Annotated in this window: 10 protein-coding genes; 5 read left to right on the top strand and 5 right to left on the bottom strand. The window is 59.8% G+C overall.

Annotation, left to right across the window (positions count from 1 at the left end; genetic code table 11):
- Positions 1-75 precede the first annotated feature (75 nt).
- The gene (locus tag QOM10_RS13985) at positions 76-450 is read left to right on the top strand and encodes a hypothetical protein (protein WP_127927391.1); all 375 of its coding nucleotides are present in this window, start codon (positions 76-78) and stop codon (positions 448-450) included.
- Positions 451-595: 145 nt separating this feature from the next.
- Here QOM10_RS13985 and QOM10_RS13990 read toward each other — a convergent pair whose 3' ends face one another.
- On the bottom strand, positions 596-820 hold the full coding sequence (locus QOM10_RS13990; RefSeq protein WP_122600478.1) for a YgdI/YgdR family lipoprotein: 225 nt from the start codon (positions 818-820) through the stop codon (positions 596-598).
- 195 nt (positions 821-1,015) lie between these two features.
- Here QOM10_RS13990 and QOM10_RS13995 point away from each other — a divergent pair, with 195 nt between their 5' ends.
- Genes QOM10_RS13995 through QOM10_RS14010 form a run of 4 tightly spaced genes read left to right on the top strand, consistent with a single transcriptional unit; the run spans position 1,016 to position 7,522 of the window.
- The gene (locus QOM10_RS13995) at positions 1,016-2,668 is read left to right on the top strand and encodes a VRR-NUC domain-containing protein (RefSeq protein ID WP_316918300.1); all 1,653 of its coding nucleotides are present in this window, start codon (positions 1,016-1,018) and stop codon (positions 2,666-2,668) included.
- Positions 2,665-4,983: an ATP-dependent DNA helicase gene (locus QOM10_RS14000; protein WP_316918301.1), complete on the top strand. Its 2,319-nt coding sequence runs from the start codon at positions 2,665-2,667 to the stop codon at positions 4,981-4,983. Before QOM10_RS13995 ends, QOM10_RS14000 begins: the two co-directional genes overlap by 4 nt.
- Before the next feature lie 5 nt (positions 4,984-4,988).
- Entirely contained in the window at positions 4,989-6,929 is a 1,941-nt protein-coding gene (locus tag QOM10_RS14005; protein ID WP_316918302.1) for a PAS domain S-box protein, read from the top strand.
- Positions 6,930-6,985: 56 nt separating this feature from the next.
- A complete protein-coding gene (locus QOM10_RS14010; RefSeq protein WP_127927399.1) occupies positions 6,986-7,522 on the top strand; it encodes a hypothetical protein in 537 nt (178 codons plus the stop codon).
- Positions 7,523-7,943: 421 nt separating this feature from the next.
- Here the strand turns inward: QOM10_RS14010 and QOM10_RS14015 are convergent, their stop codons facing one another.
- The 4 genes from QOM10_RS14015 to QOM10_RS14030 form a co-directional block, all read right to left on the bottom strand.
- The gene (locus QOM10_RS14015) at positions 7,944-8,240 is read right to left on the bottom strand and encodes a hypothetical protein (protein WP_016984229.1); all 297 of its coding nucleotides are present in this window, start codon (positions 8,238-8,240) and stop codon (positions 7,944-7,946) included.
- 188 nt (positions 8,241-8,428) lie between these two features.
- Positions 8,429-9,772, bottom strand: a complete 1,344-nt coding sequence (locus tag QOM10_RS14020) for a cation:proton antiporter (RefSeq protein WP_316918303.1) — start codon at positions 9,770-9,772, stop codon at positions 8,429-8,431.
- Positions 9,773-9,862: 90 nt separating this feature from the next.
- Positions 9,863-10,720 (bottom strand): glucose 1-dehydrogenase, encoded by an 858-nt coding sequence (locus tag QOM10_RS14025; RefSeq protein WP_316918304.1) that lies wholly within the window; start codon positions 10,718-10,720, stop codon positions 9,863-9,865.
- 211 nt (positions 10,721-10,931) lie between these two features.
- Positions 10,932-12,086: a PatB family C-S lyase gene (locus QOM10_RS14030; protein ID WP_316918305.1), complete on the bottom strand. Its 1,155-nt coding sequence runs from the start codon at positions 12,084-12,086 to the stop codon at positions 10,932-10,934.
- Between the last annotated feature and the right edge of the window lie 197 nt (positions 12,087-12,283).

A 12,283-nucleotide genomic window follows, 5' to 3' on the forward strand; every position in this document is an offset into this window, starting at 1 on the left:
AGGAAATGCGGCCTAAAGCCAGCACGTGCACACACGTTCTATAGCTAGCCGCCATTGAGTACAGGAGATTCAAACGTGAAAGGTTTCAAGGGGTATGTCGGGTTCGTTGCACTGGCGCTGTGTTCGGCCAATGTCTGGGCCGATCTGCCTCAAAGTTCGATTCTGAGCCGTTACGGCATCACCACCGACCAACTGCCGAGTCCGCCGAAAACCGAGGCGGTCGAGCCGGTTGAAGAGAAGAGCCGCTTTCAGATTCAGCCCGAACAACCGTTCGTGACCCTGCGCCTGGGTGACGGCAAGCAGCCGCAGACCACCGGCAATCTGAGCATCGATCGCATGGCGCAGCAGGATCTGGAACGCTGCCGGCGTTTGCAGGGAGAAGTGGTCAAGCGGGGCGGCACGTACATGCCTTGTGACGGCAGCATTCCCGGTATGCCGACCTTTGAATAACACTCAATGATCGTTCCCACGCGCAGCAAAGGAATGCCTCAACGGACGCTCCGCGTTCGGCTTTGAAGGGACGCGGAGCGTCCCGGGCTGCATTCCCACGCGGAGCGTGGGAACGATCGACGCGGAGCGTGGGAACGAGCGAAACCTAGTCTTCTTCGCGCACCGTGGCGACTTCATCGGCGCGGACCTTCACCTTGGCCCCGGAAATATCCTCGAACTCATAGAAGCCGTCCTTGGTTTTGGTTTTCGGCATGTCCTTGGTCAGATACTGGGTGCCGTTCTGCAGAGTGACTACCGTCGGCGTCGAGCAACCGGCCAGTGCCAGCGCGGCGACGATGGCGAAAGGGATGCCCAGTGACTTGATTTTCATACCCACTTCTAAATCCTCATTCGATGTGATGCCGAGCATTGTCGGCCTTCTAACGCGGTTGGTGCTATCTCCGTGAGAAAAGTTCGATAGCCCGGCGAAAAAATGCCATTGATCATTTTCCGTTTGCACCGGGCGGGGCACAACTGTTATCTGTACGCATAACCAGTGCTCGCTCGCCATGGCCCCAGAATTCCCGTGACTGCCAATCCCCTCGACGATCCGTTCTATTACCTTAACAACTTCCTGCAAGTGCTTGATTGGCTTGAACTTCGCTATGTCGATGTGATGAGCGAAACGGAACACGCGTTCATTCGCGACTTCAAGGCCTTGCCCCGTGCTTCGCAAGGTTTGCTGGTGCGGATGGTGATGCGCAAGGGTGTGCATTTTCGGGCCGGCAAACTCAATTACGTTGAAATCGGTGACATCGCCGCGGCCGCGCAGCCCTTGCTGGAGCGTGGCTGGATCGACGAACACGCGCCGCTGGCCCTCGCCGAGTTGTTCGACGTGCTGCTCAAAGCCGAGATCCTGCAAGCGTTTGCAGCCTTCATCGAGCAGCCCAAGGGCCGCAAGGACGATTGGCTTGCGGTACTCGCCGAGCAGTTTGCAGACACTCGCAGCCTGCGCGATTGGGCGCCGCAGCTCGATGATCGTTTGTTCAGCCTGACCCTCATGGACCTGTGCGACCGCTTGCGTCTGATGTTCTTTGGCAACCTGTATCAGGACTGGTCGGAATTCGTCCTCGCCGACCTGGGCATCTTCACCTATGAAAAAGTCGAGTTCTGCGCCGACTCGCGAGGCCTGCGCAGCCGTGAAGACGTCGACGCCTGTCTGTTCCTGCACCACTGCCAAATGCGTTTCGAGGCCGGCGAGCCGCTGCAAACCATTGTCGAGCAGGTGAGTGCGTTGCACTTCGACAATCCGTGGCTGCAACGCCGGCGCGGCAAGGTGTTGTTCCAGATCGGCCAGTATTGCGAGCGCATCAGCGAATTTGCCCTGGCCCTGAGCATTTACCGCGACTGCGCCTATCCCGGCGCGCGTTTGCGCATGATTCGCGTGCTGGAACGCAGTGGCGAATACCCGTTGGCGTTGGAACTCGCCACGCTGGCAGAACAGGCGCCGGAGAGCGCCGCCGAGCAGCAAGGCCTGCAACGGATATTGCCAAGGGTGCGGCGCAAGCTCGGCGGCCCGCCGCTCAAACGCGCGACGGCCAGGCCGGTCGAGCGTCTGGACCTGCAATTGCCGCGTAGCGATCCGGCGTTGTCCGTGGAGTATTACGTGCAGGCCCATCTGCACGATGACGATGGCCCCGTGCATTACGTGGAAAACAGCCTGATCAACTCGCTGTTCGGCCTGTTGTGCTGGCCGGCGATTTTCGCGCCATTGCCCGGGGCGTTCTTTCACCCGTTCCAGCGTGGCCCGGTGGACCTGCTCAACGAAGACTTCCAGCAACGCCGCGCCGAGCTGTTTCAGGCGTGCCTGCGCGAACTCGATGACGGTCGCTATGCGGCGACCATTCGCCAGCGCTTCATTGACAAGTGGGGTATCCAGTCGCCATTCGTGTTCTGGGGCGCATTGAATGAAACGTTGCTGGAGCAAGCACTGGCCTGTTTGCCTGCCGAACACCTCAAGCACTGGTTCAGCCGCTTGCTGCTCGACATCAAGGCCAACCGCGCCGGCATGCCCGACCTGATCCAGTTCTGGCCGCAGCACAAAACCTACCGAATGATCGAGGTCAAAGGCCCCGGCGATCGCCTGCAGGACAACCAATTGCGCTGGCTGGAGTTCTGCCATCAACATCAGATGCCCGTGGCGGTGTGTTACGTGCAATGGGCGGAGCAGAGCGCTTGAGCTACAACATTGCCGTGCGCGCACTGTGTGAGTTCACCGCCAAGACCGGCGACCTCGATCTGCGCTTCACCCCATCACCCACGGCGCTGGAAGGCATCGCCGGCCACCGCACCGTGGCCTCGCGACGCAGCGAAAAATACCAAAGCGAAGTGGCGCTCGAAGGCGAGTTCCGGCAATTGAAGGTCAAGGGCAGGGCAGACGGTTATGACCCGGCGCAAACCTGCCTGGAAGAAGTCAAAACCTACCGTGGCGACCTGAGCAAACAACCGGCCAATCACCGCCAGTTGCACTGGGCGCAGGCGAAGATCTACGGCTGGTTGATGTGCTGCAAACTGGAACTGGAACAGATCAATCTGGCGCTGGTGTATTTCGATATCGTCAGCGAGAAAGAGACGTGTCTGGTCGAGGCCTTCAGCGCCGATAGCCTCAAGGCCTTTTTCGAACAGCAATGCACGCTCTTCCTGCAATGGGCCGAACAGGAAATGGCCCATCGTGAGGCGCGTAATCTGGCTGCGCAACAACTGGCGTTTCCCCATGCGGATTTTCGTCCCGGTCAGCGGCATCTGGCCGAGTCGGTGTTCAAAGCCGTCAGCACCGGCCGTTGCCTGATGGCCCAGGCGCCGACCGGCATCGGCAAAACCCTCGGCACGCTGTTCCCGATGCTCAAGGCCCTGGCGCCGCAGCAACTGGACAAGGTGTTCTTCCTCACTGCCAAGACACCGGGGCGCAAACTGGCGCTGGATGCCAGTCAGGTGTTGTTCGATCAGTCGCCAGCCTTGCCCTTGCGGGTGCTGGAAATGGTCGCCCGGGACAAGGCCTGCGAACACCCGGACAAAGCCTGCCACGGCGAATCCTGCCCGTTGGCCCAAGGCTTTTATGATCGCTTGCCCGCCGCCCGGGAAGCGGCCAGCCGAATCCGCCTGCTCGATCAAGCGGCCCTGCGCGAGGTCGCCGCGCAACACGCGGTGTGCCCGTATTACCTCAGTCAGGAAATGGCCCGTTGGGTGGACGTGGTGATTGCCGACTACAACTATTACTTCGATTTCAGCGCGATGTTGTTCGGCCTCGCGCAACTCAATCAATGGAAAGTCGCGGTGCTGGCGGACGAGGCGCATAACCTCGTCGAGCGGGGTCGGCAGATGTACAGCGCCAGTCTCGATCAGTTCACGTTGGGCAGCGTGCGCAAAACCGCGCCGGTGGCGCTGAAGAACTCCCTGCAACGGATCAACCGCGAATGGAATGCCCTGCATGCGCCGAAACTGGCGGCCTATCAGGCGTACGACAAGGCTCCGGAAAAACTCCTGCAGGCGATTTCGCTGTGTTGCGCGGCCATCGGCGATTACCTCAATGATCATCCGCAGGGCCTCGACAGCGCCTTGCAGAACTTCTACTTCGACCTGCTGCAATTCGCCCGGGTGGCGGAGTTGTACGACGAACATTACCTGTTCGATATCAGCACGCGTGACCTCGAGCGTAAAAAGCCGCTGTCGCAATTGTGCCTGCGCAACGTGGTGCCGGCGGCGTTCATCGGCCCGCGCCTGAAAGCGGCGCGCAGCAGCGTGCTGTTCTCCGCGACCCTCAGCCCGCGCCACTACTACGCTGACTTGCTCGGTACGCCCGACGACACAGTCTGGATCGACGTCGAATCGCCATTTTGCGCCGAACAATTGCAGGTGCAGATCGTCAGCCGCATCTCGACACGCTTCAATCATCGTCAGGCTTCGCTGGAGCCGATCGTCGAATTGATTGCGCGGCAGTTCAGCGAGCGTCCGGGCAACTATCTGGCGTTTTTCAGCAGCTTCGATTACCTGCAACAAGTGGCGTCGTTACTCGCCGAGCGCCATCCGCACATCACCCTCTGGCAGCAATCGCGGGGGATGCTCGAAGGCGCACGGCAGGCTTTCCTCGATCAGTTCACCGCCCACAGCCAGGGCATCGGCTTTGCCGTGTTGGGCGGTGCCTTCGGCGAAGGCATCGATTTGCCCGGTGCGCGGTTGATCGGCGCGTTCATTGCCACACTGGGGCTGGCGCAGTTCAATCCGGTCAACGAACAACTCAAACACCGCATGGCCGCGATCTTCGGCGCCGGTTATGACTACACCTACCTGTACCCCGGCGTGCAGAAAGTCGTGCAAGCCGCCGGGCGAGTCATCCGGACCCGCGAGGATCGCGGCGTGGTGATGCTGATTGACGACCGCTTTGCCGAGAGCCGGATCAAACAGCTGCTGCCGCGCTGGTGGGCAATCAATCATGAGACGGCCGCTTCCCAATTCGCCGGATTGACGCATACTCCCGATCATGACAATGGCTGGTGAGTGTGATGAGCGAGAAAAACAAGACCGCGGCGATCGAAGAGATGCGTTTTCGTCTGCTGATCGATGCGGTGGTCGACTATGCGATCTACATGATCGATCCCGACGGCATCATCACCAGCTGGAACTCCGGCGCCAAGCGCTTCAAGGGCTACGAAGAAGCGGAAATCCTCGGCGAACATTTCTCACGTTTCTATACCGCTGACGACCGCGCCGCCGGTCTGCCGCAACGGGCGCTCGATACGGCGATTCGTGAAGGGCGCTTCGAAGGCGAGGGCTGGCGGGTGCGCAAGGACGGCACCAACTTCTGGTCGCATGTGGTGATCGACCCGATCATTGATCCCAGCGGCAAACTGCTCGGTTTCGCCAAGATCACCCGCGACCTGACCGACCGCAAAATGGCCGAGGAAACCCTCAAGCAAAGCGAACAGCAGTTCCGCTTGCTGGTGCAGGGCGTCACCGACTATGCGATCTACATGCTCAGCCCCGAAGGCCGGGTCAGCAACTGGAACCAGGGCGCCCAGCGGATCAAAGGCTATCTGCCGGAAGAAATCATCGGCCAGCACTTTTCGATCTTCTATACCCCCGAAGACCGCGAACTCGGCGAGCCGCAACGGGCGCTGGAAATCGCCACCCTCGAGGGCCGCTTTGAAAACAAGAGCTGGCGCATGCGCAAGGACGGCACGCGGTTTCTCGCTCATGTGGTGGTCGATGCGATCCGTGGTGACACCGGCACATTGCTCGGGTTTGCCAAGATTACCCGCGACATCACCGAAGCCCATCAGGCGCAGCAGGCTTTGGAGAAAACCCGGGAAGCGCTGTTCCAGGCGCAGAAGATGCAGGCTATCGGTCAGCTCAGCGGCGGTATCGCCCATGACTTCAATAATCTGCTGACGGTGATTCTCGGCAATCTGGAAATCGTGCAAAAACGCATGGGTGACGATGCGAAAATCAGCCGGTTGCTGGAAAACGCCACTCAGGGCGCATTGCGCGGCGTGTCGCTGACCCAGCGCATGCTGGCGTTCGCCCGTCGCCAGGAACTTAAGACCGAGTCGGTCGATATCCCGCAACTGGTGCAGGGCATTACCGGTTTGTTGCGCAGTTCCCTGGGGCCGGGCATCCGCGTCGAAACACAGTTTCCCGAGGATCTGGAGCCGGTGCTGGCGGACAGCAACCAACTGGAACTGGCTTTGCTCAACCTGGCGACCAATGCCCGCGACGCCATGCCCGATGGCGGCACGGTGATCATCAGCGCTGAACCTCAAGTGGTGCTCGAACTCGGTCACGCGGATTTGCCAGCAGGACGTTATGTCTGTCTCAGCCTGATCGACAGCGGGGAGGGCATGGACGCGCAAACGCTGGCCTCGGCCAGAGACCCGTTTTTCACCACCAAAGGTTTGGGCAAAGGCACCGGGCTTGGGCTGTCGATGGTTCACGGCTACATGGAACAACTCGGTGGCCGCTTTGTCCTCAACAGCAAAAAAGCCCACGGCACTACGGCTGAACTGTGGATCCCGGTCGCTGCCGAGGGTGTGGTCAGCAAACCGCTGTATCCGCCAGCCGAACCGATTACGGTGCCGAGGCTCAGCGTACTGGTGGTGGATGACGATTCGCTGGTGTTGACCAGCACCAGCCTGTTGCTGGAAGACCTCGGGCATCGGGTGGTCAGTGCGACGTCTGGTGCGCAGGCGCTAGCGCTGTTCGATCAGGGCGAGGTGATTGACATGATGATCACGGACATGGCCATGCCGCAGATGAGCGGCGCGCAGCTGGCCCACGCAGTGCGGCTGCTTAAACCGGATCTGCCGATCATCCTGGCCACCGGTTATGCCGAACGTCTGGAAGGTTTCGCGGCACAACTGCCACGCTTGCCCAAGCCGTTCACGCAAATGAATCTGGTGGCGATCATCGCCCAGTCGATGAAGGGAGGCGGCGGTCAATCGTTCTGAACTTGCGCGCCAGTGGGGACTTCTAAATGTTTTCCCCACCCCGGAGCGTGCATCTTTTGCCTCGCATATTGACCCAGCCCACCGCTGAAGAAAGCCTGACCGAACATGACGCCAAGATGTTTGGCTCACCCAAGGAGCGGCTGGATTTTTATCGTCGGGAGATCCAGTACGAAACCAGCATTCTTGCCAACCGCACCGATGCCTATCTGGCGGCGCAGTCGTTTCTGGTGATTGCTTTCGCCTCGTGCATGGCCAACCTCAATCCGGAGTGGGGCAAGCTGTTCACGCTGGTGGTGCCACCGTTTCTGGCGCTGCTCGGGTTGCTCAGTTCACTGAACGCCTGGCCGGGGATTCGTGCGGCGTACGACATCATCGATCATTGGCATTTCAAGCAGAGCCACTTGCTCCACAGCGAGCCGCTGATGGGCCTGGCGTATGACGAATCGCCGTTGTTCAGTGAGATGGAGTCGAGCCACAAGGGGTATCGCAAGTCGCTGCTGTTTTCGGTGCGCACGCCGTGGATCTTTGCGACGTTTTGGGTGTTGCTGGGGAGTTATGCGGTGTTTATTCAGGTGACCAATCCCGGGGGGTGATTGGTCTTCACGTAAAAGCCCGGCTTATATCGCCGGGCTTTTTCATTCGCTTGGATTTTGTGTTGCCATGCAGATCGATCCCCCTCACCCCAGCCCTCTCCCCCAAGGGGGGCGAGGGGGAAGGGAGCAGATTGTTGTGCTGTTCAACATCTGAGTTCGGCTCGGTATCTCAGGTCAATGTCTGAGTTCAACCCGGTATCTCAGGTCGGCGTAACTCGACCATTCACCTCGGTCAGTCCCCTCTCCCTGTGGGAGAGGGCTAGGGTGATGGGCTGTCAGGGTTCACTCGGAAGGGAGCCGATCTTTGATGTAGTCAAAACCTGAGTCCGACTCGGTATCTCAGGTCGGCTTACCTCGACCATTCACCTCGGTAAGTTCCCTCTCCCTCTGGGAGAGGGCTAGGGTGAGGGGCTGTTCTGGCTCACTCCACGGTCTCAAGCTCTCGACGCAACGCCACCGAGTTCTGCGACGACATCGGGATCGGCGGGAAGTCTTCGTTCAACACACACAAATGATCGATAGCATCTTCAAACATCGAGTCGGCTTTCTTGCGCAGCGCCCGGTAGTGCTCAAACTGTTCAATGTCCATATCAGCCACGTCAAGCAGCGCATTGGCCGCTCGATTAAGCGTATGGGCGTTATCGAACAATTGACGATTGCGTTCCAGAGCCAGTGCTCTGCAAGCCTTGATTTGCGCCGGAGTCGAGCATTCTTTCATGACGGTAACCTTATTCTTCAAGGATTCCTTTAACAGGCTTAAACGCCGCAGTGGAACCGAACCTGCCGGGCCCCGCTGGACACATCCGGCGAGGGGTTATGCTTGTGACTGTCGGCGTTTGCCGAGGGATCCATTTTTTTAAAGAAAAAAATTCGATCAATCCTCTGAATAAATCCAAGAAACAAAAATCAGTTTTTTTGTTTTTTACGCTGTTGATAGCGAGCCAGGATCGGTTGCGTGCTGATGCCGTGAAGCAAAATGCTCAGCGCCACCACCGACAAGGTCAGGTCAGTGCATACGCTGGCCACGCTATCGGTCAGCCCATGATTCAAGGCATAAAACAGATAGAACAGGCTGCCGATCCCACGAATGCCGAACCAGCCGATCAACAGCCGTTGCCGTCCCTCCATCAGTGCACCCCAAGGCATCAGTGCAACGCAGATCGGGCGGATCAGGCAGAACAACACGCCGCCCACCAGCAATGCCCGCCAGTCCCAGTGAGCCACCAGCACCACGCCGAGCAGGGTCACCAGAAACACTTCCATGGCGCGCTCGACCAGACTGCCGAACGACAACATATCGCCCATCATTATTCCTGCAGCCACCTGACTGCTTTCCAGCCGCTCGGTATCGCCGTGCACCGCGTGCTGCGGTTCGACGTTCTGATGGCCGACCACCGGTTGCACCAGATGCTCGGCAGGCGTTTGGCTGGCGCCGGTGGATTTCACTTCAACCTGACGCAGGCCCAGCCCGGCGGCGAATACCGACAGGAAGCCGTAACCGCCGATGGCTTCGGCAACGACATAGGCCAGGGCAATCAACGACAACGCCAGATAATCATTGGGGCTGAGCGTGCTGTCGTCATTGTGGATTCGCAACGAAAGGGTCACGCGACCGATACCTCGGCCCATCCAGTAACCGGTAAGCAATCCGGCAGGCACTGCCCACAATACGTTGCGCAACACCCAGCCTTGCCATTCGGCAGCACTGCCGTCGCCGTGCATCAACAACAGACCGAGAATCACAAACGGAAAGGCAATCCCATCGTTCAACCCTGCCTCACCAGAGAGCCCGAAACGCACGCTGTCGACATCCCGCGCATCGTTGACCTGCACCAGCGCCGCCAGCACCGGGTCGGTCGGTGCCAGAATTGCGCCGATCAACAGTGACGGCCCCCAAGGCAAGTGCAACGCAAAGTGCAACAGCAGACAAACCCCGGCGATGGTCAGCACCATCACCGGTCCGGCGAGGCCAAAAGCGATTCGCCAACGCTTGTCGCGCAGGGGCAAACGTAATTTCAAACCGCAGACGAACAGGGAAAACAGCACCGCGACTTCCGTCAGGTGCTCCATCCACAGCGAGGCGTTTTCCAGTGACAGTTTCAGCAGATCAAGGCCGCTGGGGCCGATGCCGATCCCCAGCAACAAACACACAGCCGACGTCGTCACCGGCATCCAGCGCAAGTACGACGAGGTCAGTGCCAAGGTCAACAGCACGGCGCCGAGCACCGCCACCCACACGATAAAACTCATGATCTGCCGCCCTCAAGTGGTCGATGTGACGGCAATCGCACCGTGTTCAATGGGCCTTCAGTTTTACTGTAGGCGTTGGCGAAGGGGGCATCACAGCATCGGCTTACCACCGGTCACGCCATAACGCTGGCCGGTGATGTAACTGGCTTCGTCCGAGGCCAGCAGCACGTAGATCGGCGCCACTTCCACCGGTTGCCCGGGGCGGCCGAGCGGGGTGTTGCCACCGAAGTTCTGCACTTCTTCATCGGGCATGGTCGAGACGATCAGCGGCGTCCAGATCGGCCCAGGTGCCACGCAATTCACGCGGATTTCCTTGGGCCCGAGCATCTGCGCCAGGCCGCCGGTGAAGTTGGCGATCGCGCCTTTGGTGGTGGCGTAGGCGAGCAGGGTGGGTTTGGGCATGTCCGAGTTGACCGAGCTAGTGTTGATGATCGACGAGCCGGCGCGCATGTGTTTGATCGCCGCCTGACACAGGCGGAAGATTGCGGTGATGTTGACGTCGAAGGTCATCACCCATTCTTCGTCAGGGATTTCCTCAAAGTTTTCGTGAGTCATCTGGAACGCGGCGTTGTTGACCAGCACGTCGATGCGGCCAAAGCGTTCGACGGTCTTGTCGACCAAGGCCTGACACTGGGCCTTTTGCGCGATATCGCCCGGCAACAACAGACACTGACGCCCGGCCTGTTCAACCCAGCGCGCGGTTTCCTTGGCGTCCTCGTGCTCATTCAGATAGGCGATCGCAACGTCGGCGCCTTCACGGGCGAAAGCAATGGCCACGGCGCGGCCGATACCGCTGTCGGCGCCGGTGATCAGGGCGATCTTGCCGGCCAGGCGCCCGGAACCGACATAACTTTGCTCGCCGCAATCGGGATAGGGCTCCATTTTGCGTTGCGAACCGGGAACGGCTTGGGCTTGTGCGGGGAAGGGTGGTTTTGGATAGTCGGTCATCGCGGGTCTCCGAGGTCTCATGGCTGGTATGGGCGGTTGACCCGGGGTGTTTGCCGTGAGTTCGATCGGATTTACGCCGAAGATTTTGCGTGAACACACATCCCCTGTAGGAGTGAGCCTGCTCGCGATAGCGATATTTCAGTCAACATTGATGTTGAATGTCAGGACGCTATCGCGAGCAGGCTCACTCCTACAGGGGGATGTGGTGATTTCAGGTGTTGCGTTGTGTCAGGGCGCGCTCCATGCGGGCGATACCTTCTTCGAGCAACGAACGCGGGCAGCCGAAGTTCAGACGTACGAACTGCTGGTGTTGATCGCCGAAGTCCAGACCGGCGCTGAGGCCCACCTTGCCCTGCTCGAGGAAGAACTGCTGCGGGTTGTCCAGATCCAGCGCCGAGCAATCCAGCCAGGCCAGATATGTGCCCTGCGGCACGTTGATGGTCACGCCCGGCAAGCGGCTGCGTACTGCTTCAACCAGCCAGTCGCGGTTGGCCTGCAGATAGGTTTTCAGCTCGGCCAGCCACGGCGCGCCTTCGCTGTAGGCGACGCGGGTGGCTTCCATGCCCAGCGGGTTGACGCTGTCGACCATGCCGCAGCGGGCGTGGTTGACGCGCTCACGCAGGGCCGCATCTTGAATGATCATGAACGAGGTTTTCAGGCCGGCGATGTTGTAGGCCTTGCTCGCCGACATCAGGGTGATCGTGCGCCTGGCAATCTCCGGGCTCAGGGAGGCGGTCGGAATGTGCACGCGACCGTCGTAGCACAGCTCGGCGTGGATTTCGTCGGAGATGATCCATGCGTCCTGCGCCGCACAGATATCCGCCACCGCTTGCAGCTCTTCACGGCCAAAAACCTTGCCGATCGGGTTGTGCGGGTTGCTCAACAGCAGCGCGCCGCCACCGTTCAGCGATTCACGCAACACATCCAGCGGCGTCAGGTAAGTACCGTCGGCCTGCGCAATGAACTCCAGCTCGACCTTGTTCAAACCCCAGTGGCCCGGCGCGTGGCGCAGTGGCGGATAGTTCGGCACTTGCACCACGACGTTCTGTTGCGGCTGCACCAGCGCTTTCAAAGCCATGTTGAAACCGGACTCGACGCCTGGCAGAAAGATCAGCTCTTGCGGTTTGACCTTCCAGGCGAACTTGTTCCACAGGTCGGCGACGATGGCTTCACGCAGGTTGTCCTGCGCCACGCTGTAGCCCACCAGTGGATGCAGCAGGCGTTGTTGCAGCGCCTCGATGATCACCGGTGGCGCGGCGAAATCCATATCAGCGACCCACATCGGCAACACATCGGCCGGGTAGCGGCTCCACTTGGTGCTGCCGGTGTTGTGGCGGTCGAATAGCTGATCAAAATCGAAAGTCATGCGCGGTCTCGTGAAGGCGGGATTGGTCCTGCGGGCATGATAAGCCCATGGCCGTGCAGGAGCACACAAAACCTGTGGGAGCGAGCCTGCTCGCGAAAGCGGTCTGTCAGTCAATAGTTGTCTCAACTGACAGGGCCTCTTCGCGAGCAGGCTCGCTCCCACAGGTTTTCCAGTGCATGACCGATTGTCGCCGACGG

It is taken from the genome of Pseudomonas sp. P108 (assembly GCF_032613195.1).
Classification (GTDB): domain Bacteria; phylum Pseudomonadota; class Gammaproteobacteria; order Pseudomonadales; family Pseudomonadaceae; genus Aquipseudomonas.

Excerpts from the sequence above, each read along its gene's own strand:
- QOM10_RS14015 (WP_016984229.1), bottom strand. The coding sequence starts at position 8,240 with ATGAAAGAATGCTCGACTCCGGCGCAAATCAAGGCTTGCAGAGCACTG.
- QOM10_RS14030 (WP_316918305.1), bottom strand. The coding sequence starts at position 12,086 with ATGACTTTCGATTTTGATCAGCTATTCGACCGCCACAACACCGGCAGC.
- QOM10_RS14020 (WP_316918303.1), bottom strand. The coding sequence starts at position 9,772 with ATGAGTTTTATCGTGTGGGTGGCGGTGCTCGGCGCCGTGCTGTTGACC.
- QOM10_RS14005 (WP_316918302.1), top strand. The coding sequence starts at position 4,989 with ATGAGCGAGAAAAACAAGACCGCGGCGATCGAAGAGATGCGTTTTCGT.
- QOM10_RS14025 (WP_316918304.1), bottom strand. The coding sequence starts at position 10,720 with ATGACCGACTATCCAAAACCACCCTTCCCCGCACAAGCCCAAGCCGTT.
- QOM10_RS13990 (WP_122600478.1), bottom strand. The coding sequence starts at position 820 with ATGAAAATCAAGTCACTGGGCATCCCTTTCGCCATCGTCGCCGCGCTG.